The 23,204-nt window shown below is 71.7% G+C and carries 20 protein-coding genes and 3 pseudogenes; 10 read left to right on the top strand and 13 right to left on the bottom strand.

Translation table 11 applies throughout. From position 1 onward, the window contains the following. Window positions 1–763: 763 nt before the first annotated feature. A pseudogene (locus ACWCXH_RS23830) lies at window positions 764–901 on the bottom strand (MarR family transcriptional regulator); the annotation flags it as partial. Here ACWCXH_RS23830 and ACWCXH_RS23835 point away from each other — a divergent pair. The 3 genes and pseudogenes from ACWCXH_RS23835 to ACWCXH_RS23845 all read left to right on the top strand — a co-directional run. Next, window positions 890–1,141 (top strand): annotated as a pseudogene (locus ACWCXH_RS23835) (oxidoreductase); the annotation flags it as partial. The pseudogenes ACWCXH_RS23830 and ACWCXH_RS23835 overlap by 12 nt on opposite strands. A gap of 428 nt (window positions 1,142–1,569) precedes the next feature. Further along, window positions 1,570–2,922, top strand: coding sequence for a helix-turn-helix domain-containing protein (locus ACWCXH_RS23840; RefSeq protein WP_449803480.1), 1,353 nt, complete (start codon window positions 1,570–1,572; stop codon window positions 2,920–2,922). A 368-nt stretch (window positions 2,923–3,290) separates the two neighbouring features. After that, entirely contained in the window at window positions 3,291–3,596 is a 306-nt protein-coding gene (locus tag ACWCXH_RS23845; RefSeq protein WP_449803481.1) for a hypothetical protein, read from the top strand. 362 nt (window positions 3,597–3,958) lie between these two features. Here the strand turns inward: ACWCXH_RS23845 and ACWCXH_RS23850 are convergent, their stop codons facing one another. The 5 genes from ACWCXH_RS23850 to ACWCXH_RS23870 all read right to left on the bottom strand — a co-directional run bounded on the left by ACWCXH_RS23850 (window position 3,959) and on the right by ACWCXH_RS23870 (window position 8,283). After that, window positions 3,959–4,936, bottom strand: a complete 978-nt coding sequence (locus tag ACWCXH_RS23850; protein WP_449803482.1) for a hypothetical protein — start codon at window positions 4,934–4,936, stop codon at window positions 3,959–3,961. After that, complete coding sequence (locus ACWCXH_RS23855) at window positions 4,933–5,526, bottom strand: SigE family RNA polymerase sigma factor (RefSeq protein WP_449803483.1); 594 nt, start codon at window positions 5,524–5,526, stop codon at window positions 4,933–4,935. The genes ACWCXH_RS23850 and ACWCXH_RS23855 overlap by 4 nt, the downstream gene beginning before the upstream one ends. Before the next feature lie 169 nt (window positions 5,527–5,695). Next, the gene (locus ACWCXH_RS23860; protein ID WP_449803484.1) at window positions 5,696–6,235 is read right to left on the bottom strand and encodes a hypothetical protein; all 540 of its coding nucleotides are present in this window, start codon (window positions 6,233–6,235) and stop codon (window positions 5,696–5,698) included. A 234-nt stretch (window positions 6,236–6,469) separates the two neighbouring features. Continuing rightward, window positions 6,470–7,429 (bottom strand): hypothetical protein, encoded by a 960-nt coding sequence (locus ACWCXH_RS23865; RefSeq protein ID WP_449803485.1) that lies wholly within the window; start codon window positions 7,427–7,429, stop codon window positions 6,470–6,472. A gap of 14 nt (window positions 7,430–7,443) precedes the next feature. Beyond that, complete coding sequence (locus ACWCXH_RS23870; RefSeq protein WP_449803486.1) at window positions 7,444–8,283, bottom strand: papain-like cysteine protease family protein; 840 nt, start codon at window positions 8,281–8,283, stop codon at window positions 7,444–7,446. A 548-nt stretch (window positions 8,284–8,831) separates the two neighbouring features. On the opposite strand from ACWCXH_RS23870, the pseudogene ACWCXH_RS23875 reads away from it, so the two are divergent. After that, window positions 8,832–8,996: pseudogene (locus ACWCXH_RS23875) on the top strand (IS256 family transposase); the annotation flags it as partial. 191 nt (window positions 8,997–9,187) lie between these two features. Then, the gene (locus ACWCXH_RS23880; RefSeq protein ID WP_449803487.1) at window positions 9,188–9,688 is read left to right on the top strand and encodes an HIT family protein; all 501 of its coding nucleotides are present in this window, start codon (window positions 9,188–9,190) and stop codon (window positions 9,686–9,688) included. Window positions 9,689–9,983: 295 nt separating this feature from the next. On the opposite strand, the gene ACWCXH_RS23885 is transcribed toward ACWCXH_RS23880, so the two are convergent. Continuing rightward, a complete protein-coding gene (locus ACWCXH_RS23885; protein WP_449803488.1) occupies window positions 9,984–10,595 on the bottom strand; it encodes a TetR/AcrR family transcriptional regulator C-terminal domain-containing protein in 612 nt (203 codons plus the stop codon). Window positions 10,596–10,700: 105 nt separating this feature from the next. Between ACWCXH_RS23885 and ACWCXH_RS23890 the strand changes: the two genes are divergently transcribed. After that, window positions 10,701–12,215 carry an FAD-dependent monooxygenase gene (locus ACWCXH_RS23890; protein WP_449803489.1) on the top strand — a complete coding sequence of 505 codons (1,515 nt, stop codon included), beginning with the start codon at window positions 10,701–10,703 and terminating at the stop codon, window positions 12,213–12,215. Window positions 12,216–12,266: 51 nt separating this feature from the next. Here ACWCXH_RS23890 and ACWCXH_RS23895 read toward each other — a convergent pair whose 3' ends face one another. Next, window positions 12,267–12,716, bottom strand: coding sequence for a MarR family winged helix-turn-helix transcriptional regulator (locus tag ACWCXH_RS23895; protein ID WP_449803490.1), 450 nt, complete (start codon window positions 12,714–12,716; stop codon window positions 12,267–12,269). Window positions 12,717–12,819: 103 nt separating this feature from the next. Between ACWCXH_RS23895 and ACWCXH_RS23900 the strand changes: the two genes are divergently transcribed. The 3 genes from ACWCXH_RS23900 (at window position 12,820) to ACWCXH_RS23910 (ending at window position 16,336) form a co-directional block, all read left to right on the top strand. Next, a complete protein-coding gene (locus tag ACWCXH_RS23900) occupies window positions 12,820–13,224 on the top strand; it encodes a nuclear transport factor 2 family protein (protein ID WP_449803491.1) in 405 nt (134 codons plus the stop codon). Window positions 13,225–13,489: 265 nt separating this feature from the next. Next, window positions 13,490–14,929 (top strand): MFS transporter, encoded by a 1,440-nt coding sequence (locus ACWCXH_RS23905; RefSeq protein WP_449803492.1) that lies wholly within the window; start codon window positions 13,490–13,492, stop codon window positions 14,927–14,929. 390 nt (window positions 14,930–15,319) lie between these two features. Continuing rightward, window positions 15,320–16,336, top strand: a complete 1,017-nt coding sequence (locus tag ACWCXH_RS23910) for a hypothetical protein (RefSeq protein ID WP_449803493.1) — start codon at window positions 15,320–15,322, stop codon at window positions 16,334–16,336. 214 nt (window positions 16,337–16,550) lie between these two features. Here ACWCXH_RS23910 and ACWCXH_RS23915 read toward each other — a convergent pair whose 3' ends face one another. From ACWCXH_RS23915 to ACWCXH_RS23925, 3 genes are all read right to left on the bottom strand, one after another. Next, window positions 16,551–17,096 (bottom strand): hypothetical protein, encoded by a 546-nt coding sequence (locus ACWCXH_RS23915; RefSeq protein ID WP_449803494.1) that lies wholly within the window; start codon window positions 17,094–17,096, stop codon window positions 16,551–16,553. A gap of 636 nt (window positions 17,097–17,732) precedes the next feature. Further along, entirely contained in the window at window positions 17,733–17,948 is a 216-nt protein-coding gene (locus tag ACWCXH_RS23920) for a hypothetical protein (RefSeq protein ID WP_449803495.1), read from the bottom strand. Window positions 17,949–18,087: 139 nt separating this feature from the next. Beyond that, entirely contained in the window at window positions 18,088–18,702 is a 615-nt protein-coding gene (locus ACWCXH_RS23925; protein ID WP_449803496.1) for a hypothetical protein, read from the bottom strand. 753 nt (window positions 18,703–19,455) lie between these two features. Between ACWCXH_RS23925 and ACWCXH_RS23930 the strand changes: the two genes are divergently transcribed. Beyond that, window positions 19,456–19,935, top strand: a complete 480-nt coding sequence (locus tag ACWCXH_RS23930; RefSeq protein ID WP_449803497.1) for a hypothetical protein — start codon at window positions 19,456–19,458, stop codon at window positions 19,933–19,935. A gap of 155 nt (window positions 19,936–20,090) precedes the next feature. Here the strand turns inward: ACWCXH_RS23930 and ACWCXH_RS23935 are convergent, their stop codons facing one another. Together ACWCXH_RS23935 and ACWCXH_RS23940 are read right to left on the bottom strand one after the other, a co-directional pair. After that, on the bottom strand, window positions 20,091–20,456 hold the full coding sequence (locus ACWCXH_RS23935) for a hypothetical protein (protein WP_449803498.1): 366 nt from the start codon (window positions 20,454–20,456) through the stop codon (window positions 20,091–20,093). Window positions 20,457–20,591: 135 nt separating this feature from the next. After that, window positions 20,592–22,739, bottom strand: coding sequence for a hypothetical protein (locus ACWCXH_RS23940; protein WP_449803499.1), 2,148 nt, complete (start codon window positions 22,737–22,739; stop codon window positions 20,592–20,594). Between the last annotated feature and the right edge of the window lie 465 nt (window positions 22,740–23,204).

Consider the following 23,204-nt stretch of genomic DNA (forward strand, 5'->3'; position numbering starts at 1 on the left):
TGTGGGTGCGGCAGCCCCCACACCAACGCCCGGTGCCCACGGTTTCCGGGCCAGGTCCTCGGTGCTCCTGCTCCCGCCGGAGGCTTCCGGCGATCCCGGCCGTGGCCTGATCCGGTTCGTGCAGATCTGGTTCACAACAACGCGCGAATTGTCTGCGGAAGACCCGAAGGCCTCGACCGGGTTCACCGCCTGGGCCGACGACACACCCTGAGGCCTCTCGGTCCGGCCCGGCCTTCCGGAGGACGGCCGGCACCGTCCCGGGCCAACCCCGGCGGCGCCAAGGGGGTTGCCCGCGCATAGTAGGAGAGACCGGTCCGCCCCCGAACCCCCGAGCGGGCCCGCGGACCGGCCCCCACAACATCACCCCGACCATGTTCGCCCTCGCGTTCCTGGTCGAGGCCGTCAACGATGCGGGACGACCGGACCGGCGATGGCGCCGACGGTGCGGCGGCCGATCGTGGCCAGCCGGCGGACCTGTGCCCTGGCGAGGGCGTCGTGCGGTTCCCGCCCGGCCACCGCCCCGTCCCAGCCGCCGGCCTCGGCTCGCCCGGCCGTCCTGGACGATTCCCGGCAGACCGTACCCGCGTCCCGACCGGCAGATCCGGCTGCTCGTCCGGGTGCCCTGGGCACCAGTGGATCTGCCCGTAGGCACGGCTGACGCCTCGGCAGCGCGGTGCCGGCCCGGCGGAGTCGGTCGCCGGTGGCTGCCACCGTCCTGACCTGCCAATGCCCGCAAACGCGAACGAGGCCCGGCACCCTGGTGGTCGCGGCGCAGGGCGTGGCTGGCCGCGGTGGGTTCGATGAGGGATGCGCGCTTGTCGGTGGGGGAGGGGCGGCGGCGGACGAAGCCGGCCTGTTCCAGGCGCTGGACGGTGCGGGTCATGGTGGCGGCGGCACGGTCGAGGGCCGGAGCCGTTTCGCCGTCGAGGTCGTCACGGCCGTGGCCGAGGTGATCGGCAGCCACCGGGTGGGCCTGCGGATCTCGCCCGGGAACCCGTTCAACGACATCGCCGAGGACGACCCGGCCGAGGTGTACGAGGCGCCGCTGGAGCGGCTCGCCGGCCTGGACCTGGCCTACCTGCACCTGATGGAGGGCCCGGACCGCGCCCTGACCGCGCGGCTGCGCAGGGCCTGGCCCGGCACAATCCGCTGTCGTGTCTGCCCGCAGTTCATGTCAGAGCCGCATATTCACCGCCAATCAAGAAGATTCACGCTTCCACGCCGGAACGGCTCCTGACCCTCGCCCCAGGTCGCAGCCTCCTCGTCGAATCTACGGGCCATGGCAAGAGGATCGCAGTGCGGATCTGCACAGTTGGCGGCTTCACAGGGTGCCGAAGTGCACAGTTGTCCTGTCGGGGCCCGAAATATCGCCGCGTGTACTCTGCAGTCCGACGCATCGGAAGATACCGGGGGAATAGCGTGGGGACTGATGATATTCGCGGTATAGCAGCGACCCGGCAGGCTGAACGGGCGGACGACATCCTGGCCATGCATCGCGCCGCTCGTAAAGGCGGGACGACGCAGGTACTCCGCTGGCTGGCGCACCGGACGGGGGCCGAAGCCTTCTTGATGAACCCCTCCGGCACCGCGGCCAGTGCGGTGGCGCCCGCGTTAGGGGGCGCCGCGCGCGCCCTCTGCCTGCGCGGCGTGCGGGAGATCACCAGCCGGCGGCTCCGGTCCGTGGCCGTCGATCAGGACGATCTCACCTGCTTCACCCTGACCCTCGACGACACCGGACAAATGCCCCTCCTCGCCGTGGTCGCACAGCGGCCGGCGCCTCCGAGGCTGCCGGTCGTGGTCGCGGACGCCGCATCCGTCCTCGGCCTGACATGGCAGGCGGAAGAAGTCCGGCGAAGGCAGCGTCGGCTCCGCGCCGCGGACGACAGGGTCAGGGAAGCCGTCCTGAACCTGCTGATGGACGGCCAGACAGCCACGGCCCGACAGATCTCGGGAACACTGCAACCCGCGCTGCCCGAAGTCGTGCAGGTGTACGTCGTCGAAGGCTCACGCGGGGCACGCGACGAGATGGCGCACCGGATAGCCGAGGCGGGCGAGGGGGCCTGGGCCGTGCCGTGCCCCGTCCACAACGACCACATGATCGTCCTCGCGCCCGCGGCCGCCTCCCTCCCGGCCTGGACGACCGACCGGCCCGCAGCGGCGAACACCTGCTGGATCGGGGTGAGCACCGCAGTGCCCCTGCGGGAAGCCGTCACCGGCTACGCCCAGGCCTTCCACGCCCTGGCCGCGGCCCGTCACCGCACCGACCGGCTGTCGACGTTCGCGGCCGAGCCGGACCTCGCACTCACCATCGGAGCGCCCGCTGCGGACTGGGCCGACTCCTTCCTCTCACCCATGCGGCTCCACCGACCGAGGCGCCCTCAGGACCCGGACCGCGCCGAGCTGATGGCCACCGCCGCGTCATGGCTGCGCTTCTCCTCCGGTGCGGCGGCTCATCTGAAGATCCACCGCAACACCCTGGCCGCACGCCTGACCTCCGTCCAGGACCTGCTGCACCTGGACCTCGCCCCGCTCGCCAACCGGTCCGCACTGGCCCTCGCCCTGCACACGACCGCGGCCGGTGCGCCACCCCGGAGGGACGGCGACGCCACCGCAGACGGCCAACCGGCGCCCACCCTGGACGATCTCCTCGCGCTGCCCCGCGTCCGGGCCTGGGCCCACCGCCTGTTCCGTCCGCTCCGGGCGGCCGATGCCCCGACAGCCATTGCGGAGACGCTCGCCGCGTGGCTGCGCCTGGACGCGCGCCTCGGCCCGACGGCCGAGGCGCTGTCCCTCTCGCCGTCCGCCGTCCGCAAGCGCCTGGCACGGGCCGAAGAGCTGCTGCAACGCTCCCTGACGCGTTCCCCGACCTCCGTCCACGACCTGTGGCTCGCCCGACGGGCCCTCGAACTGGCAGAACGGTGATCGGAGCGACGAGCGGGACGATGACCAGGACGACAGCCCGACGGCCGGCCCCGTCGGGCCGCCGCCGCCGGACAGCACGGCGGCGATCCCGTCCAGGCCTCGACCAGTGCCGGATTTTCCGTACCTTTTCTCTCAATAGACACCTGCCTGCCGGTTTTGCGACTGTGTGTGGAGAAATATCGGGCCCGTAAAGGGATGACTGTGCGGTTCGACACCGTACGAAGCCGCTGACTGTGCAATACGGCACCAGACGTCTCCTGCGATTGCTCTAGATTTGATGACGGTCCGCAGAGCAAGCGCGGGCCAGGTGAAAGGAAAGGGCTTTCTCCCCGATGTGGGGATACATCCGCCTGGCTGGAGGGGATTTGATGCTCAAGGTACGCGCATTGGCACTGGCGGCAGTTGCCGCGGGCTCGCTCGCACTCGGAGTCGGCACCGCCGGGTCGGCCTCGGCGTCAACGACCGATGTCTGCACCGAGTGGTACGACGGCAACACGTATGGGGCCAGTTGCCCCCGCTCCAACACCGCCATCGTCTTCCAGGCCGTGGCCGTCTGTCAGAACGGCCAGAACGTGTACGGGGCGTGGAAGCCGACCGGCAGCGGTCTGTGGAGCTATGCCTACTGCAGCAGCGTGAACTCCTCGCTCCTCGATTTCTATGTCAAATTTGCGTGAGATCAGGGGTTGATCCGCTCCGGGCAGTTCGCGGCCGGGAAAGGCTGCAGCCGGCCGAAAGGGGCGGCTGGGGGCTGTCGGGATTCTCGTCGCAGGAATCCCGACGGCCCCCGCCGGTCCCGCGGTCTCGGGCCTCGATGAAGCTGACGGTGGTGCGCGTGACGATGGAGGCCGGCTCGGGCGGCCACCTGATGGCGAGGTCCGGGTCGAGCGGGTCGAGTGACAGGAACTGCTCGGGCGGTCCAGTTCGCCCGGGGAGCCTGCAGAGCCGCCCAGGGACCCTTGCAGGTCCGGCAGGACGAGTCAGGGCGCGGCCGGTCGTTGCCGGGACGGTGTCCGCGCCCTGTGGCGACCCCGTCGGATCAGAGATCCTTCTGGTAGCCCTTGTCGCTGTCGGAGTCGTAGACCAGCTTCCCGCTGGTGTCGTAGCCCTTGATGCGCGGGGTCCGGGTCACCGAGTCGTTGAGGATGCCGGTGGCGGCGAACCAGCCGTGGTCGAGCGCCGCCTCCACGGCCGGCCCGTCGCCGTACGAGACGGTCACCCGGGCGACCGAGGGGGCGAAGGTGCCGATGCTGCCCCAGCGGTACGGCAGCTTCCACGCATGGCCGTCGATCATGGCCTGCCGGTACAGCTTGCCGCCGTTGATGTCCGGGTTCACCAGGCCCTCCGGGCCGCCCGCCCGCGGGTCGGCGCCGCCGGTCTGTAGGCCGGAGGCCTTGCCGTCGGTCTGGTGGCAGACCATCCGGGTCGGGTGCGGGCCCTGACTGACACCGACGACGACGATGCCATCGCCGGGGGAGTTGTCGTCCCCGGTGCTCTTCATGGCCAGCAGGATGCGGTAATCGGAGACGGCTCCGAAGTTGTGGACGGGGAAGCTCGGGTGCGTGGTCTGTGCGGCGGTCGGCATCTGGGCCTGCAACCTGGACTGCATCTGCTGGTCGTAGTCCAGGCACTGCCCGAGCGCGGTACCGGCCTGCTCGAGGGTGATGCCGTCGACCAACTGGGCGGCCGACGCCGGGGGCAGCGGCCCGGCCACAGGCGTCGCGCTGGGCGTCGCCGGGGCGGTGGAAGGCGAAGCGGAGACGGGAATGGCCGTACCGCCCGCGGCCGGGGCCTCTACGGTGGCCGGGTGCGCATTCTCGTGGCTGCCGGCCGAGATGGCTGCGCCCGACAGTGCGATCAGGCCGACCAGTGCGGCCGAGAGAACAACAGTGCGGCGCCGGCGGGCCGCGTGGCCCTGCCGCCGGATGGCCTCGTAGGGCGCCTCGCCCGGCGTCCGGTCGAGGACCGTGACGGCGAGCTGCTCGCGCAGTGCCGCCTCGAAATCCGGCCCAGTCATCGCTTTCCTCCAGCAGCAGTGGTGATGAACTCGTCGAGTCCGGACGAGATCCGGCCCGGTACGAAGCGGCCCTCCGACACTCCCGGGCCGGCGGGCATGGCCGCCAGCCCTGGATGCGCCCGCAGTTTGGCCAGCCCCTTGGAGGCCTGGCTCTTGACCGTGCCGAGCGAACAGCCCAGCGCCTGGGCGACCTCCGCCTCGGTGCGATCGTCCCAGTAGCGCAGCACCACCACGGCCCGCTGACGGGCCGGCAACGCGACCAGTGCATCCAGCAGACTCCGCCGCTGGTCGATCTGGCCGACCGCGTCGCCGGGCGCGGCGACCTCCGGCAGCGCCTCGGTGAGCCGCTCGGCGACCCGCCGCTTGCGGAACCGGTCGCTGTTGCACGTCACCAGCATCCGCCGGACGTAGGCGTCCGGGCTGTCGGCCTTGCTGACCCGCCGCCAGGATCGGTAGGCCTTGGCCAGCGCGGTCTGGGCCAGGTCCTCTGCGTGGTGCCAGTCGCCGGTGAGCAGGTAGGCGGTCCGTACCAGGTGCGCCCACCTGGTACGGGTGAAGGCCTGGAAATCGGCCTCTTCTTCTGTGTGCATCAGCACCCCCTCAGCCCTCCAGACCACGCCCTTGCCGCCCCAGGTTGCCTTGGCCGCCACATCACGGCGCCACGGGCCACCGGCACCGGGGGCAGACGGGCCTGGGCGGCGCGCTCCGTAACGCCTTGGGGGCGGCCCGGCCTCCGGGCCGCCCCCAAGGCGGGTGGTCCTACTGGCCGGGGGAGTTCCCGGCCTCCTTGTCGTCAAACTGGTGCAGTGGCTGATGGAGAGCGAGCCGCAACGGTTCCTGCCGCCGGCGGCGTTCCACAACGGGGACGGTCCCCACGACCCCGACGAGTTCGAGGAACTCGACGAATCCGACCTGGCGGAGGTGCGCTGCGGATCGGTCTTCCTCCTGGCCAGCACCTATGTCGGCGAGTGGGACTGGGACACGAGCGACGCCATCTTCGACCACAGCGGGTACTTCGGCGACGTCGTCGAGCAGATATCGGCGCACTACGGCGAACCGGTTCACGGTGAAGAAGAGCTGTTCTATGGGGAGTCCGACGAGGTCGCGCACTGGCCGGTGGGAGACACGCGGCTGGTGCTCCAGACCTACCTCAACCACGGCGACGGAGACATCGAGAACCCTCCCCGCCCGGGAAACCGGCGATTGCGCAGCATCCACCGACGCGGCCGCCCACTTCACCCGGATTCCGACGTTCCCGCAGGAACCAGTGCGCACCGAGTCGCGGACCCTGCAGATCATTCGAGACGGGACGTGGTCAAGAACGCAGGGTCCGGCTCGGAAAACCGAGCCGGACCCCCGACGGGGGTGCGCTGCCAGGGACCCGAACTCCGAACCCGCGGATCGAGAGGCTGCCGCGTCGGCCGACTGGCGCACGCCGGCGCGGCAACCTTCGCGCAGCCGGGGCTCACGAGGTACCGGGCGCACGGGGCGTTCGTCCGTCGCCCGGTGCCTCGTGTGTTCGTCGTTCGGGCGTCAGTCCGTGGCTGCGACGCGGCGCCGGCGCAGCCAGAGACCGGCGCCGCCGCCGACCAGCGCGGCGGCTCCGGCCGCCGGCAGTTGCCACGACACCGGGGACGGCTGATCGGCCGACGCCGAGGCCGACGAGGCCGGCGACGTCTGCGTCCCGGACGGTGCTCCGGGGCTGGCCTGCGGTGGAGTTCCGGACGGTGCCCCGTCTGCGGGTCCCGTGCCGTCGAACAGGCCGAATCCGCCGGCAAGCCCGTTCCGGTCGTACCCGGATCCCGGGAGCTTGTCCGCGTACCGGGTGGTCACCAGCTTCTGGTAGGCGGCCAGCGGGAGGCTCTGCTTGCCGCCGAGGCCCGTGGTGGCCTCGGTGTTGAGCGGCTCGACGTCGCCGCTCTCGGTGAGCCGGTACCAGGCGTGGATCTGCGGCTCGGTGAAGACGTGCGTGCCGGCGGTGGCTCGTTCGGCGAGCTTGAGTTCGTTGTCGCCGTCCCGGATGCCCGCCAGCCGCCAGCCGCCGCCCTTGGCCGGCGGAGCAAGCAGTACGGCGGCCTGGTGACCGTCGGCCGCGCTCACCCGCGAGGCGAGGTAGGACAGTTTGAGCGCGTTCTGCGGTGTCGGCTGGGCCTTGCCCGTGACGAAGTCCACCGACAGCTCGTACATCGGCACCGGGTCCTTGAGCTCGAACGGCGGCGGTGCGGCGACCGCGTTCGGGGTGTTCGGCCGGCCGCCCGCGCTGCCGCCGTCGGCGCCGGTCCCGGTCCCGGTCCCGCCGCCCGGCACGGCGGCCGTCTTCGCAGCGCCGAGGAAGCGGGAGACGGTGTCGTGTGTCTGGCCGGAGCGAAGGACCTGCTGCGCGGCGCCGTAGTCGGGGACCTCGCTCCCGCTGTCGGCCCGGGCCGCCGTGGTGGCGGCGCCGACGCCCACGAGTGCGGCGGCGGTGAGAGCGACCACCTTCAGCGTCCTCATCGTTGGTTGTCTCCTCATGCGTGGATGCCGACCCGCGAGTGGGTCCACCGGAACGAGCCGTTGTCGACGTAGGTGTTGAAGTTCCACCAGGTGTACGTCTGCGTGCTGGGCCACGGATCGCCCACCGCGATCATGTTGCTGGTGCTGTCGTAGCCGTAGATGACGTTCATGTGCCCGCCACCCGAGGCCCAGCCGATGCGCACCGCGAACGGCCGCCCGTTGGCTATCTCGTTGGCGACCTCACTGAACGAGGCGTTGCGGTTCAGGTCGTACCCGCCGTTGCGAAAGCCCATGGCGGACAGGCCGTTGGCCATGTCGTCCAGCGTGGCGGGCCGGTCGTTGCAGTCGAGCCAGCGCCCCTGCTGGGCGAGACGGCAGAAGTCGTACTGGCTGTACTGGTTGTAGCCCCAGTAGGTGGCGATCGTCAGGCCGGAGGCGTCCCAGCACCATTGGTCCTGGACCTGCTTCTGCATGGTGATGTCGAGTGCCGTCCAGCTGGTGGGCCGGGTGGAGCTGCAGAGCGGCAGGTTCCCGGTGTCCTCGCTGATGAAGGCGTCGGCGATGTAGTAGGCCCCGGACCAGATCCAGCGGTTGTCGTCCTCGACGGTGTCTCCCGTGGTGCGGCAGATCATCGGGATGCGGTCGCCCGGTGCGGCCTGGCCGGAGACCCGGGCCGAGAGCGAAGAGAGCACGCGCTCGTTGACGGTGCTGTAGTTACCCCGTCCCCCGATGACGGTTCCCTTGACCAGGCCCGCCTGGGCCACTGCGCCGATACCCAGCGCGGCCGCGCCGGCCAGCACGGCGGCGATTGCCGTCACGCCCAACCGGCGGTATTTCCTGCGGTGTCTGCTCATGCGTCAGATCTCACTCCCCGTTAGGTGAAACCGAATGCGGGGGAGTCTGGCAGAGCTGTGTCATAACCGGAACGGGGAAGTCCGGGTCGCTTGCGGGCTACACGCATAGAAGGCGGGTTCCGCTGGTGAACGGGTGCTTCATGGAAGCGACTTGGCGAACATCGGCCCGAGTGGTCTAGTCCACCGTTATCCCATTGTTATCCTTGGGCGCATATCCTTCAGGCTGTGAAATTTCACAGAGTGAGTGCAATGTTACTCACGATGATGGTTTCAGAAGCAGGGATTCGGCAATCCGAAGAAGAGCTTATGTGGACCGCTTCGGAACCATTCCCGCTCCTGGGTCTCTCAGCTCCGTGCTGTTCAACTGGGGCCATGCCTGGGAGCGCCAAGGGGGCCACCGGCGCACCGAGCAGTCCTACCGGCGGTACTCCGATACCTGCCGAGCCGCCTGCACACACACCGCCCGCTCGCTGCCCGCGCCCTGTCGTCCGGTGGGGGACGGGGGCCCGTTCCGCCTATTCCATCGCGATGTCGCCGAACGCCACCCGGGCACCCGCCGGGTGCTGGCCACCGCGCTGGAGGCGGAAGTCAACCAGTACCTGGCCGAGTTGGCGGCCGAGCGGGACGAGCGCGGGCGCCGTCCGGTGGTTCGCAACGACCACCGCCTGCCCCGCACCGTCGTGACCGCGGCCGGGCCGGTCGAGGTCACCGCGTCCTGGGTGTTCCCGGCCGCCCGCCATCGGCGCTGCCGGGTGATGAGACTGGCTCGATCTTGGCCGGCGCTGCTTTCGCCTCATGTCGTCCGGCTTTGAACGGAGCGGGGAGTCTGGGGAGCGGCGAGCGACCATCATCGGCAGCGGCCGGCTGAGTCCTGCTTGATCACACGCGGGTAGGGTGCGGTGTCATGGTTGACGATTGGCGGGACGACAGGATCGGCAGTGCCCTGAAGGGCGCGAATCCCACTGTGCTCCGGCGGCTTGACGCCGGCTTTGCGGTGATCGGCGACGTGCAGTTCCTGCCGGGCTATTCGGTTCTGTTGGTGGACGAGCCCGATGTGCAGCGCCTGTCCGACCTTCCGCGGAGCAAGCGGATGGCCTTCCTGGCGGACATGGACCGCCTGGGTGAGGCCGTGGAGCGGGCCTGCCGGCGGCTGGACCCGGAGTTCAGGCGTGTGAACCTGGAGATCCTCGGCAATACCGACGGTTTTCTGCACGCGCATGTGTGGCCCCGGTTCGAGTGGGAGAGCCCGGATCTCGTCCGCTACCCGGTGTGGCTGTACCCCGCAGAGAACTGGCGCGATCCTGCGAGCGCGCTCGGACCGGCGCATGACGCCTTGCGCGAGGCGATCGGCCACGAGCTCGATGTGCTGTCGGCTCTGGCTGCCGGTCCGGAAAACGCGGGATGAGACACGGTGGGGGAGGGGCGGCCGGCTGGTCGCCCCTCCCCGCCGATGAGCAGGTCGCGGTGCCGGCGCAGGATCGTGTCCGGGCGAACCGGGAGCAGAAGGTGCCGCAGCGCCAGGATCTCGATGTCCTTCTCGCGGCCGCTCATCAGCATCAGGCGCAGTAGGGCGAACGCGTTGGTGCACCGGGGGAGCGCCGCGAACGAGATATCGGCACGCCCTGCCCAACGACCCGGCCCCGCTGACGTACCGGCCACATCATCACTTCATCCGAACCGGTCACATGCGGAGGATGGGGTTAGCCGACCGGCCCCTCGGCCCGGAGAAGGCCGGCGATGATCAGGTCGAGGGCGAATTCGAAGCGCTGGTCGAAGTTGTCCGGGCCGACGTACGGCAGGACCGCGGCCAGGGCCGGGTAGGTGCCGGCCGGGACCTGGTCCGGGAGGAGGGCCGGTGCGGTCTCCTGGGCGGCCTGCTGTTCCTGGGTGAGGCCCAGGGTCAGGTAGAAGATCGACCAGTGGGTCCACGCGGCCGTGCGCGGCGAGTGGCCGGCCGCCAGCAGGGTGGCGATCACGGTGTCGGCGTAGCGCAGCGTGCGGGGCTCGGCGGCGAAGACGCCCGCGACCATTCTGGCGGCGTCGCGGTGGGAGAGCAGCGCCGCGCGGCAGCGGCGGCTCAGTTCCTTGAGCCGGTCGGGGAACGCCTCGGGCAGCGACTCGTCGAGACAGTGCGCGAGGAGTTCGTCGGAGGCCAGTTCGAGCAGGCGGCCCTTGCTGGAGGCGTGCCAGCGGACGGTGTTGTGCTGCACCCCGAGTCGGGCCGCGACGGCCCGCATGGTCACCCCGTCCAGCCCGTGCTCGTCGAGGACCTCCAGCGTGGCGGCGACGATCTCGCCCCGTGTCGTACCCATCCGATGCGCCTTTCCGGTCGGCTTCCGCACCCCAGTTGTCCAATGGACAATTCTAGGGCATGCTCGCTCTTGTCCAACGGACAAGAGCGAGAGGAAGTGGTTGTCATGCTCGACGTGCTCATCGCCGGGGCCGGCCCGGTGGGGCTCTGGCTCGCCGCGGAGTTGCGCCTGCACGGGGTGGAGGTGACCGTCGTGGAACGCCGGGCGGCACCGGACGGACGGTCGCGCGCGGTCGGCATGCAGGCCGGCACGCTGGACACCTTCGCCACCCGCGGACTCGCGGAGCGGTTCATCGAACGCGGCACCCCGGTGCCGACCGGCCACTTCGGCGCGGCGACCACCCGGCTGGACTTCTCCACGATCGGGGCGGTGCACCCGTTCATGCTGGCCCTCGGTCAGTCCGTCACCGAACAGCTCCTGGAGGAGCACGCGGTCGCCGTGGGCGCCCGGGTGCTGCGCGGTGAGGAGGTCGTCTCGCTCACCCAGGGCCCGGATGCCGTCGAGGCGGTGATCCGGGCCGGCGGCACCCACCGGACCGTGCAGGCCCGCTGGGTGGTGGGCTGCGACGGCACCCGCAGCGCGGTGCGCCAGGCGGCCGGCATCGACTTCCCGGGTCAGGACACCACGCTGACCGGGTGGCTCGCCGACGTCGAACTCGACGATCCGCCCACCGCGCCGCTCGCCGCCACCGGGCCGGCCGGTTCGTTCCTGGCGGCCCCGATCGGCGACGGCGCCCACCGGCTGGCGGGCCTGTCCACGGCCACCATGCACCGCGGCACCGGCGAGCCGCTGACCCTGGAGGAGGTGCGCGAGCAGACCCGCGCGCTGCTGGGACGGGACCTGGGCATCCGCAACCCCCGGTGGCTGTCGCGCTACGGCAACGCCACCCGCCAGGCCGCGCGGTACCGGGCCGGACGGGTGCTGGTGGCCGGGGACGCGGCGCACATGTTCTTCCCGGCCGGCGGGCAGGGCATGAACCTCGGCATCCAGGACGCCACCAACCTGGGCTGGAAGCTGGCCGCCACCCTCCAGGGCCGGGCACCCGACGGACTGCTCGACAGCTACGACACGGAGCGCCGGCCGGCCGCCCGGGCCGTCATCGACAACACCCGCGCGCAACTGGCCCTGTTCGCCGCAAAGAGCCCGGAGCAGATCGCGCTGCGCGAGGTCTGGTCCGCCGCGCTGGCCGAACCGGCGACCAACCGCCAGTGGGCCCGCCGGATCGCCGGCTTCGACGACCCGCTCCCCGCCGACACCGCACCCGGCGCGCACCCGCTGACCGGCACGCGACTGGCCGGCCTCGCCCTGGACACGGCCGACGCACCCACCGCCCACCCGCTGATGCACCACGGCCGGCCGCTGCTGCTGGACCTCGGCGGGACGCGGACGCCGTGCCCCACGGATGGCCTGGAACGGCGGGCGGCTGCCGTCAGCGCCGAAACGACGGAGCCGATCTGGCGGGACGTCACCGCCGTCCTCATCCGGCCGGACGCCCGGATCGCCTGGGCCAGCACCGACACCGACCCGCAGCGCCGGGCCGCGGACTGCCTCACCGCCCTGCGCACCCTGTGCGGCTTCCGCCCCGGCCCGGCGTCGAGCCGTTGGTCTCCGCGCGTGTGAGGTTCGGAGGCAGGCACTCACCGGCCGGCGACACGGATCCGCGTGCCGGCGTCACGATTCCGCGAAGGGGCCGGTGGTGACGAAGCGGTGGAGCTGGCGGGCGAAGGTCTGCGCCTCGCCAGGTGGCCAGGAGGCAAGGCACGCCTCGATGTGTGTGGCGAGGCGCTGTCGGGTGGTTTCGACCGCCCGTCGTCCGGTCGCGGTCAGTGCGAGCAGGGTGGCGCGGCGGTCGTGGGGGTCGGGTTCGCGACGCAGCAGGCCGGCTTCCTCCAGTCGGGTGGCGCGGCGGGTGACGCCGGAGCGGTCCAGGCCGATCTCACCGGCAAGGTCGGCGGCGCTGCGCGGGCCGGTGCGGGCGAGGCCGCTGAGGACGGGGTACGTGGTCTCGTCCACGGCCTCGCCCAGGTCGTCTGTCAGGCGTTGGTACAGCTGTGCCCGGGTGTCGCGCCTGAGCAGCGTTCCCAGGGCGTCGGCGATCTGGTGTCCCACGTCGTTCGGCATGACTCCAGTTTAGCGTGCGCAGCGCACGCAATCTGTAGTACTGTGCAGATGCGTGCTCGACGCACGCACATCTTGCCGGAACGTGAATCCAGAGGAGACCCTCATGACCGCCGCCGCCACTCGCACCGACGTCGTCGCCGCCCTCACCGACCTGCTCTTCACCCCCGGTCTGGAGCTGGCCGAGGCCGTCGACCGGCACTTCGCCCCCGACTACCGCCAGCGCACCGACGGCCGCTGGGACAACCGCGAGGAGTTCACGGCCCACATCGCCCACCTGCGCACGATCGTCGCCGGCGGCGAGATCCAGGTGCTGGAGGAGCTCGTGCAGGGCGACCTCTACGCGGACCGCCACATCATCGACATCCGCAAGACCGACGGCTCCTCCGTGCGCGTGGAGGTCTACCTCTTCGGCGAGTTCGCCCCCGACGGCCGGTTCCGCCGTATCGAGGAGACCACCCTCATGCTCCAGGGCGCCGACGCCGACCGGAACATCGGCAGCGCCCGCTGACCTGGCGGACACGCCGTCCGGCCGGGTCGGCTGTCGACGGCCGGCATCGACACCCCGAACCGTGAGGGCGCCCACGCCGGCTCCGGCAGCCGGGCTCACCGCCACCGAAGCCACGCCCGTCCGTGCCCCCGTCACGGACGGGCGTGGCTTCGGCGCCGCGCCCCACCTGCACGCCGGCGATGGCGGGAATCCCGCGCCGGCCGCGGCTCGTCCCCGGGCCGGTATCCGATCTCCGCTCACGTGTTACCACTGGAGGCCCACACCCATGCCCCGCACAGGCAACCACCCGCACCACAACGTGACCTTCGCCGTGCTGCTCCTCGGCGTGGGCGCGTACTCCCTGCTGCAATCACTGGTGATCCCGGTCCTGCCGACCCTGATCGAGCAACTGCACACCACCCAGGAGACCGCCACCTGGATGATGACCGGCAACCTGCTGTCCGCCTCCGTGGCCACCCCGATCCTGGGCCGGATCGGGGACAGGACCGGCAAGGAGCGGATGCTGGTGGCCACCCTCCTCGCGCTGACCGCCGGAGCCGCGATGGCCGGCCTCTCCCACTCCATCGGCCTGATGATCGTCGCACGGGTCCTCCAGGGCCTGGGCGGCGGCGTGGTGCCACTGGCGTTCGGCATCATCCGCGACGAGTTCCCCGCCACGAAGGTCCGCGGCGCCGTCGGCGTCACGGCGGCACTGAGTGCCGTCGGCGCCGGACTCGGGCTGATCCTGGCCGGACCGATCATCAACCACCTGGACTACCACTGGCTGTTCTGGGCGCCGATGAGCCTCACGGCCGTCGCCACCGTCGCCACCCACCTGTTCGTCCCCGAGTCCCCCGTGCGCACCCCCGGGCGGATCAGCTGGGGAGCGGCACTGCTGCTCTCCGCCTGGCTGGTCGCACTGCTGCTCGCCGTCAGCGAGGGGCCGCGCCAGGGCTGGAGCTCGCCCTGGATCACCGGCCTGTTCGCCGCCGCCGTGCTCTTCGGCGCCTGCTGGATCCGCATCGAGCTGCGCTCCGCCGCACCGCTGATCGACATGCGGATGATGCGGATCCCGGCCGTGTGGACCGCCAACCTGGTCGCGCTGCTCTTCGGCGTCGGGCTGTACACCACGATGACGTTCCTGCCGCAGCTGACCCAGACGCCGAGAAAGCTCGCCGGCTTCGGCTTCAGTGCGACCGTCGCCCAGTCCGGCCTCTACATGCTGCCACTGACGGCCGGCATGTTCATCCTCGGCGTCCTCGCCGGGCCACTGGCCGCCCGCTTCGGTTCCCGGCGCGTGCTGATCGCCGGCAGCCTGGTCACGATCGTCCCGTTCGCGATGCTGGCCGTGAGCCACGACCACCCCTGGCAGCTCTACACCGTCTCCGCCCTGGTCGGGGTCGGCCTCGGCCTTGCCTTCTCTGCCATGTCCGCCATCGTCGTCGAGGCCGTCCCGCCGTCCCAGACCGGAGTGGCCAGCGGTATGAACGCCAACATCCGCACCATCGGCGGTGCCATCGGCAGCGCGGTGGCGGCCAGCATCCTGTCCTCCGGGGTCACGGCCACGCGCCCGTTCCCCCTCGACTCCGGCTACACGAGCACCTTCTGGTTCCTGACCGGCAACGCCGTGCTCGCCGCCGTCGCGGCTGTCGCCGTCCCGACAATCCGGCACAACCGGGGCGAACAGGGCATGGAGGCGCCCCGGCCCGCCATGGCGAACCGGTGACCGAGCAGCCGGGCGAGCATCCGGGGCACCTTCCCGTCGGGCCCGAACCCGGTGTGCAGTGGGTGTGCAGTTCCCGGTCGGAGCCCTCGGGCCCACCAGCGGGCCTTTCAGGTCGAGCACGGCGGGCGCTCGGCGTGGACGGGGATCAAACGGTCACACAGGTTGGCATCTGGAAGGCGGCAAAGGCGAACGTAAGGTGCGAATCATGCCGAAGATGTTGGTCGCCGCGCGACGGGGCGTCCGCCGTACGCGACTCGTGACGTTCTGTCAGATCGAACCGGGGTCCGCGGCGATCCGAGTGTGAGGGCGCCCGGCGGCCGCGTGGCGCCGGGATCCCGGGATGACGGGACCGGGTTGCCCGATCGGTTCGGCGGGCCAGCGGCGAGCGAGTTGATCAGCGACATGTGCACCACGACGCTGCGGCTGAAGGTGTCGGCCCAGGTCTGGCAGCGTACGTGGACGACCGGCCTCACAACCCCGGCGTCCGTCCCGGACGAGAGCTACACCGCGCTGGTGATGCACGCTGGCCGCCGGACGACGGGCAGGCACTTGGACAGCGCCGTGGCCGGAGCCGCCCGCCGGTGCCTGGGTCTGCCGCTCACCCCCTACACCGTGGAGCGCGTCCAGAAGCGCGGTCTGCTGCTCGGTCAGCCTGCCCTCGGCACGGGCCTTGGCCTGCTTGCGCAGCCACGTGCCGGGCCGAGTTTGGCCTCGCCTCACGGCCCGCTGTCATTACTCAGAGTTGCCAAGGAGCGTGGGCTTCCGGTATTCGTATGCGGCCATCCTCCTGTCCCCCTAAGGATTGACGTGTCCATACCTTCCAATGAGGCCCCCCAGCAGCCCTACGGCGCGCCGCAGCAGCCGTACGGCTACCCGGATCCGGCCCAGCAGCCGACCGGATCGAACGGCTTTGCGATCGCTGGTCTGATCCTGGCCTTCTTCTTCTCCCCGCTCGGCCTCATCTTCAGCATCATCGGCCTGGTCAAGTCGAAGAGCGCCGGCAAGGGCAAAGCGCCGGCGATCATCGGCCTCATCGTCTCGCTGCTCTCGATCGCGGTGGGCATCACGGTCTTCATGGTGATCGGTTCGAAGGTGGTCAAGGCCATCGATCCCGGGTGCACCAGCGCCACCAGCACGGTAACCACCTACTCGAACAAGATCAGCGCCGACGCCAGCAACCCGGACGCGCTGAAGGTCGACCTCAAGAACGCGACCGACCAGCTGAACGCCGCCGGGGCCAAGGCCGGCAATGCCGACGCCAAGAACGCGATCAGCGCGCTGGCCGCCGACTACCAGCAGATGTACACCGCGGTCAGCACCGGCACCGCGCCGAGCGCCGACCTGCAGTCCAAGCTGGAGAGCGACGCCAACAAGGTCGACACCGCCTGCGGCCACATCGGCAGCTGACTCCTGAAGATCACCGCGCTGGCGGCATGATGCGACGCCTACTGCTGGCTGACCTCCCGCCAGCGCCCGGCACACGTTCCCCTCTGGGGAACGTGTGCCGGGCGGAGGCGGACCTGCAGGTTCGCGGCGCCGGGTATGCCTCGCCACCGGCGCGGTCGGCCGGATCATCCAGAGTGCGGTGAAACGAACACTTCGCCTGACGATGCAGCCCGGGCTACTTCGGCACTGCCAGTGTGGGGGTTTGGACGTTCACCCAGGAGGCTCCGCCGTCGACGGAGACGACGCCCCTGCCCGTGATTTGGTCTCCGGGAGAAACGTGGACCTCTATGTCGCCGGGGCAACTGCCGAAGGCTCCCGGCGGCGGCGTGCCGCTCCCTTCTGACTGGAGCGTCAGGTTGCACGCGCCGGCCTGGTCGCGCACCCACGTCCACGGTGCTCCGTTGATGCTGATGGACGTGGCTATCAGGACGCCGTGTGCGTAGTCCTTGTCCAGGTTCTGCACAGGGACCCGGATCAGGGCGACCGGGTTGCTCGACGTGGCATCAGGCGCTGCCGACCCAGGGCTGGTGTAGGCCGAGATGCACGCCTGAACGCCCACGTTCCCTACGGTGGTCAGCTGTCCGTAGGGAGTGGCGCAGTACTCAACGACGGTTGCGGGCAGAGCGGCTGACGGTGCCGACGCGGACGCGGCCGAAGCGGCCACGACAGAACTGGCGAGCATGGGGATCACGCTCAGCAGGCTGAGATATTTCCTGCGCATGGGGTCACCTTCTTCAGCGCTGGCCCGATCCGTGCGGAATATCATCGCGCGGCGCCAGGGCCGACACTTCCGCGGCGGCGCGGCCTCCTCGGCGAGGCCAGCCCCCCCGCACATCGTTGTTCAGCGCTTCGGGATCTGTTGCTCTGCTCCTTCCAGGAGAGCACATTCGCTCGAATGGGGCATCCTGTGGCAACGAATCGCGTGGACCGGCCGACCGCTGCAGCGCCTTGTCCAGCGAGGTCTCTACGGCCCGCCCGCCGCGCCGGTGTAGGCCAAGGGCCGCCGCCGCCCGACCGCCGGCCACCCTCGGCATCACGAGATCAAACCGCCGCGCTGCGCCACGCCCGCGCCCCACCGGCCGCCCGTCCGGCTCCCGCCCGCCCGGCTCTGCCCACCTGGCAGCGCCCAACGCCAGAGCCTGCGGTCTCCGTCAGCGGGCAGCTCAGGCCCACCGACGGTGCGCGCCACGAGCAATGGGATGCAGCACGCACCGCCCGCCCGATCCTGCCAGAGCCCCGCAACCCGGCTCCCCGGCAGACCCGGCCAGCACGCCACCGCGCCCGCCAAGTACACGCCGGTGCGCCGGGAGGAATGCCCGGGCGACGCGGCCGAATGCGGCGGCAAACCGGACGACACCTACCTCAACAACCCACGCTGCGTCGGCATCGCCGACAACGGCCCCATCCCGGAAGGGATGTTCCAGTTCGAGGCCACGCAATGGGCGACCTTCTCCAGGCTCGAACGGCTGAGGATGCTGCCCGGAGGCAACTTCAAAAAGCTCACCGTCACCGTGACGTACACCGCCACCGCCCCCGACGTGGGGACGGTCGGCAGGGCGGTCGGGCGGTTCACGTACCCGAAGAAGAAGGACCCCTCCTTCTGGACCGGCTCAAGGCCGGCCTCGGCCTGGAGGAATAGAGACACACCCAGGAGACACACCCAGCGGCAGAGCAGCCCGTCGGCCCCGCGGACGCATACCCCCGGTGGACCATCAGCCGTCGAAGTTGGACCAGAAGATCCCCACGCCCGCACCGTGCGCGTCCCGGCCGACCAGGATGCTGTTCGCCGTGAAGTCACGGGTGGGGAAGACCAGGGCGTTCGCGCCGCTGGCCGGGTCGACAACGGCATCGATCACGGGGGTGCGGGAGCCGCTTGCCTGCTGGGCCGCGAACTCGGCCACGGCGTGGGCCTCGGGGCTGTCGCTGCCGGCGAAGCCCGCGGTTCGGTGAAGTGCTCCGCCGATGGCCAGGTTGCCGGGGGTGCTGGAGTAGATGGCCGAGGCGTCCTCGCTCAGCATGTTGACGTCGTCCGACGCCTCGTCCCAGCTCGCATCCACCAGTTCCTGCGGGGTGGTGCCACCGGCGACCAGCGCGACCGCGGAGACGGTGGTGCCCCGCCCGTCGTGCCGGTCGTACGCCAGGTACACGTCGTGCAGCCCGTCGGCGACGGCGGAGAACGTGTAGAACTCGGCGCCGTCGAGTCCGCACACCGCGATCTCCCCGCGGCTCAGCAGCCGCCCCGCCAGCGTGAACTCGCCCTGGTAGCCGGGCCCGCCCTGCGGATCGTTCGCCGTCAGAACCGCGTCGATCGCCTCTATCATCTTCATGCTGGCGAGTGTGCCACCTCCCTCCGACAAGCCGGTCCTACGCCCCGGTCCACCCGCCCGTCGGGCCCGGCCACGGAGCGGGTGCCGATGCCCGGGGAGCGGCTGGAGAACCGCGCGGGCGGTGAACACCGCGTTGCGTCCGGGCCGGTGCCGCTACCGCCCGTCGTGTAGGTCTGCGTACCGGGCGGGGGGTGGTGGTTTGGTCACCCGTCAGGTGGTCGTGGTGGTCCTGTGGCGAAGGCGCTAAGCTCGTCGCTGCGGCAAGGTAGTAGATTAGGGGTGGGCCGCGGTGTCGCACTTCGATTCCTTCGGGTAAAAGGACACGTTGTGCCCACTCCTGGTGTGTTGAGGGTCTTCCTCCCTGCGCTCTCGCTTCTGCCCCTGCTGCTGTTCGTCTTGCTGTCGGCGCCAGCGTGGGTTTGCTGGCCCTTCATGCCGGAGCGAAAGCAGCGGGTCATGATCGAGGTGGTGCAGAAGTTGATCGACTGGACGCGTGCTTGCGCTGACGGCCGATAGCCGCCGGAGGAAGCGAGGAGGCGGGTGGCTGCTGGCAGCCACCCGCCTCCGGCCGGTTCCGGGGGCCTGCTGCGCCCGGGCGCGGCCCGGCCCGTCGCCCCGGCGTCGCCTCGCCGCGGTCCTGGCTGTTCTCGGCCCGTTGCGCCGTCGCCCGGCCCCGTTTCGGTGCCCCGTTGTCCTGGCAGCGGGGCACGCTCGCGGGCACGGGGGACTCCGGTCTTCCAGCGCCTGGCACGCATGCGCGAACGGGCCGGAGCACCGGAGGAGGCGGCGCGGCTGTACCGGGCGCACGCGGAGGCCGGCAGCCGTTTCGCCCCCTGGGACCTCGCCTGGCTCCAGGAACGCAACGGCGACCCGTCCGCGATGGACCGGCTCGCCGCCCGGGCACTCGCTTCGGGCGACTACGACGCCCAGCTCGCCGTCCCCTGGATCCGCATGGGCCGGGACAAGCATCCGTTGTTGGACGAAGAGGTCCACGACGCCGCCATGCGGGGAAGCGCCGTCGCCCTGTGGGCCATCACGACGGACGGGTACGAGAGGGACCTGGCCGACCTGGAACCGGAGCAGCCCGAGGAGGCCTGCCGCCGCGCCGCCGACGCCGGACGGAGCCAGGCCCTGGAAGCGCCGGCCGAACGCCGTTCCGCCGACCCGCACTGGGCCCAACTGCTGTGCTACGGCCTGGAACCCGACGGCCGTCCCTCCCCGCCCTGGACCTGACCGGGCGGCGTGCCTCCGGAGTGCCCGGCGGACGGCCTCGCCGGGGACCCGCACCCTGCACCCCGCACCCCGCACTCGGGGGCCCGGCACCCGGGGGCCCGGCACCCGGGGGCCCGGCACCCGGGGGCCCGGGAGTCCTGAGTGCCCGGCAGCCGTCAGGAGACGCGCTTGAGCTGCCAGGAGTTCTTGTCGAAGCTCGGCACCGAGGAGTACTGGCACCCGGAGCTGTAGAAGGTGCTCACGATCGTCCAGCCGACCGGCGGCCAGGTGGAGGCGCAGGCGTTGACCACGGTGCCGACCGGGTAGCCGGTGAGCTGCATGATCTTCTTGGTGTTGGGGTTGAAGCCGGAGCCGCAGCCGGCGCTGTTCCACCACTGGACGTCCACGAAGCCGTCCGGGGTGAGCGACGACGAGCAGATCGTGCTGGTGCTGCCGGGTGCGGCCTGGGCGGTGCCCATGGTGAGGGTGAGGGCGGCGGCGGTACAGCCGAGGGTCAGGACGGCGGCGCGAAGGCGGGTCACGGAAGCGGCTCCTCTCGGGCGACGCGGCGGGTCCGCGTCAGGGCCCATTCCTACCGGTACGAATAACCCTTCGAACAGTGCCTTTCCGGCCCGACCGGCGGCGCGTTCTCGCCCCCTCTCCTTCGGACCCGGGCCTCAGCCCACCCGGTCGAGGACGGACGCCAGCGCGGCGCGCAGCTGTTCGTCCTCGCGGATCATCGCGTGGTCGGCCCCGGAGACGACCAGGCGGCGGTCCCCGGTGGCGAGCGCGGTCAGCCGGCCGTGCTGCTGCGGCGTCAGGGCGGCGGAGCCGAGCGCCCGCAGGGCGTCGCAGGCGCCCTTGAGGTCGGCGCGGGTCTCGGCCGAGTGCAGCGCCGCCTCGGCGAGCCGGGCGCGGTCGAGGCCCGCCGGGTCGGCGACGGCGAGCAGCCCGAGGACGGCCGAGGGTGCCTGGGCCGGGTCGTCGAGGAGGGCTTCGAGCCGGGCGGTCAGCGGGCGCCCGGCCGGGCCGAGCGCGGCGATCTCGCGGGCGGCGCGGGCGGCCGTCCAGTGGAACCACGGCCGGCCCCCGCTGTTGTCGAACACCGAGGCCAGTACCGGGAGGACCTCGGCCGCTTCCCCGGTGATCCGCCACAGGGCGAGCGCCAGGGCGAGGTCGGTTTCCACCGCCGGCGTGGTGGCGCGGTCGGTGGTGCGGCCGAGCGCCGTCCGCAGGGCCGGGGTGAGGCGGGCGGCCGCCGGGCCGAGGCCGGCCACGGCGCGGGCGCCCTCGGCGGCGCCGCGCACACCGGTGGCGAGCGCCGCCTCGGCGGCGGCGAACAGCGGTCCGGTCTCACCGGTCAGCCCGTGCAGCGCCTGCGCCACGAACAGCTTCCCGGCGCCGGCCCGCAGGGCGGTGGCGGCCTGCTCGCGCTGCTCCGGCCCGATGTCGGCGGCGACGGCGGTGATCGCGGTGGCGGCGTACTGGAACCGGGGCAGGACGGCGCACAGTTCGGGCAGCGCCTCGACGGCCCGCGGGCCCCATTGCCGCAGCAGGTGGACCAGCCCGGCGGTGTCGTTGTGGTCCTCGGTCGTCGAGCAACCGCAGTCCTTGCACCCCTCGGGACGCTCCAGCGCCTTGGCGGCCAGGCGGGCGCGGACCGCGGGGAACAGCTCCGGGTCGAACGGGAAGGGCGCATCGGCCGGGGCGTGGGACCCGGTGGCGCACTGCATGGCACGCGGGCGCCGGCCGAGGGCCCGGGCCAGCAGCGGGGCGGCGGCCTGGGGCGCCACCAGGACGAGCGCGGCGAGGGCCTGGTCGGCCGCCTCGTCGTCCGGCTGCGCGGCGAGTTCGGCGAGGACGGGCGCGGCCTCGGCGGCGGCCGGGCCGAGCTTGCCCAGCAGCCGGGCGGCCGCCCAGTCGGCGGCGAGCGGGGCGACCGCGGGGATCAGCCACCGCGGGGCGCCGCGGGACAGGGTGCAGGCGAGGTCGGCCGCCCACAGGGCCTCGGCCCGCACCTCGGGGCACTCGTCGCGCAGGGCGGCGTCGAGCAGGGCGAGGGCACTGTCTCGGTCGGCGTCCGTGTCCCGCTCCAGCAGGATCCCGACGATCGTGCGCAGCGGCTCCCGGTGCTCGTCCGCGTAGCCGGACCTGGCCGTCTCGCGCGCGGGCAACAGGCCGAGGACGGCGTCACGGTGCGCGGCGAGCCACGGTTCCCCGGCGTCCAGGGCGGTGAACACGGCGGCCAGGCGCAGCGGCGCGGGCGTGTGCGGGCCGAGCAGGGCGCGGGCCTCGGCGAGGGCGCCCGCGCGGTCCAGCCGGCCGTACGCGGTGAGGAGTTCGGCCCGGACGGCGGGGTCGGTCTCGGCGGCCAGGCGGGCCCGGACGGCGGGCAGGGCGGTGCCGGTGTCCCGGGTGTGGCCGACCGTCCAGCCGGCCGCCTGCCGGACGGCGGCGTCCTCGTCGGTCAGCAGCGTTATGAGCAGCGGCAGTTGGGCGGTGACGGCGGCCCGGACGGCGCCCGGCTCGACGTCGTACTCGTCCTCGCTCTGGGCGAGGCGGCCGAGCAGTCGGAGCGCGTCGACGCTCTGCCGGCCGCAGGCGGCGATCCGGGCGAGGTACGGGGCGGCGTCGACGCTGGCCGTGTACACGGTGCCCTGGTGCACGATCGAGCCGTACAGCTCGTCCAGTGCCTCCTCGGCGTCCTCACCGCCCTCGGCGAAGGCGCGCAGCAGCCCGGGCAGGTCCTCGGCGGGGCCGTAGGCGTGGTTGACGGCGGCCCAGGGGTGGGCGTCGAGCCCGGCGAGGGCGGTGGTGAGCTCCATGGCCGTGATCTTCGCAGGGACCTCCGACATCCGCTCGGACCAGCTGCCGCAGGCGGGCCCCGGGCCGGGATGAGGTGGTGGTTCAGAGCCAGCCGCGCCGGCCCGCTTCGAAGCCGGCCTCGAAGCCGCCGCGGTCACCGGGACCGTCGACGCTGTCGGGCCCCGGCCTCCTCCGACCCGATCGCGGTCATTCCACACGGTCACGTGCACGGCCAATAGGTCACTTTCCCGAAACCGAGGAACAGCAACTCCCGTGAGACTGAACCTCGCTGCTGCATCCGTCGGCCCCGTCTGCTGCGCCCGGGACCGCGGCCCCGGGCGCAGCAGACCCGCTCGCCGCGGTCCGCGCCATCCTGCGCCCCGTTGTGCCGGTGCTGGGCGGCCGTCAGGTCGCCGTGGAGGTCGCCCAGGCACCGGTAACGGGGACTCGTGAACCCGGTTCAGCGTCGTCGGAACCTTCCTCGG

It is taken from the genome of Kitasatospora sp. NPDC001660, from assembly GCF_053596725.1.

What these genes read in the sequence shown, in the direction of transcription:
- ACWCXH_RS23890 (WP_449803489.1), top strand. Translation starts at nt 10,701, where the DNA reads ATGCTCGACGTGCTCATCGCCGGGGCCGGCCCGGTGGGGCTCTGGCTC.
- ACWCXH_RS23900 (WP_449803491.1), top strand. Translation starts at nt 12,820, where the DNA reads ATGACCGCCGCCGCCACTCGCACCGACGTCGTCGCCGCCCTCACCGAC.
- ACWCXH_RS23870 (WP_449803486.1), bottom strand. Translation starts at nt 8,283, where the DNA reads ATGAGCAGACACCGCAGGAAATACCGCCGGTTGGGCGTGACGGCAATC.
- ACWCXH_RS23880 (WP_449803487.1), top strand. Translation starts at nt 9,188, where the DNA reads ATGGTTGACGATTGGCGGGACGACAGGATCGGCAGTGCCCTGAAGGGC.
- ACWCXH_RS23860 (WP_449803484.1), bottom strand. Translation starts at nt 6,235, where the DNA reads ATGATCTGCAGGGTCCGCGACTCGGTGCGCACTGGTTCCTGCGGGAAC.
- ACWCXH_RS23915 (WP_449803494.1), bottom strand. Translation starts at nt 17,096, where the DNA reads ATGCGCAGGAAATATCTCAGCCTGCTGAGCGTGATCCCCATGCTCGCC.
- ACWCXH_RS23925 (WP_449803496.1), bottom strand. Translation starts at nt 18,702, where the DNA reads ATGAAGATGATAGAGGCGATCGACGCGGTTCTGACGGCGAACGATCCG.
- ACWCXH_RS23850 (WP_449803482.1), bottom strand. Translation starts at nt 4,936, where the DNA reads ATGACTGGGCCGGATTTCGAGGCGGCACTGCGCGAGCAGCTCGCCGTC.
- ACWCXH_RS23940 (WP_449803499.1), bottom strand. Translation starts at nt 22,739, where the DNA reads ATGGAGCTCACCACCGCCCTCGCCGGGCTCGACGCCCACCCCTGGGCC.
- ACWCXH_RS23930 (WP_449803497.1), top strand. Translation starts at nt 19,456, where the DNA reads ATGCGCGAACGGGCCGGAGCACCGGAGGAGGCGGCGCGGCTGTACCGG.
- ACWCXH_RS23855 (WP_449803483.1), bottom strand. Translation starts at nt 5,526, where the DNA reads ATGCACACAGAAGAAGAGGCCGATTTCCAGGCCTTCACCCGTACCAGG.
- ACWCXH_RS23840 (WP_449803480.1), top strand. Translation starts at nt 1,570, where the DNA reads ATGAACCCCTCCGGCACCGCGGCCAGTGCGGTGGCGCCCGCGTTAGGG.
- ACWCXH_RS23845 (WP_449803481.1), top strand. Translation starts at nt 3,291, where the DNA reads ATGCTCAAGGTACGCGCATTGGCACTGGCGGCAGTTGCCGCGGGCTCG.
- ACWCXH_RS23905 (WP_449803492.1), top strand. Translation starts at nt 13,490, where the DNA reads ATGCCCCGCACAGGCAACCACCCGCACCACAACGTGACCTTCGCCGTG.
- ACWCXH_RS23865 (WP_449803485.1), bottom strand. Translation starts at nt 7,429, where the DNA reads ATGAGGACGCTGAAGGTGGTCGCTCTCACCGCCGCCGCACTCGTGGGC.
- ACWCXH_RS23895 (WP_449803490.1), bottom strand. Translation starts at nt 12,716, where the DNA reads ATGCCGAACGACGTGGGACACCAGATCGCCGACGCCCTGGGAACGCTG.
- ACWCXH_RS23885 (WP_449803488.1), bottom strand. Translation starts at nt 10,595, where the DNA reads ATGGGTACGACACGGGGCGAGATCGTCGCCGCCACGCTGGAGGTCCTC.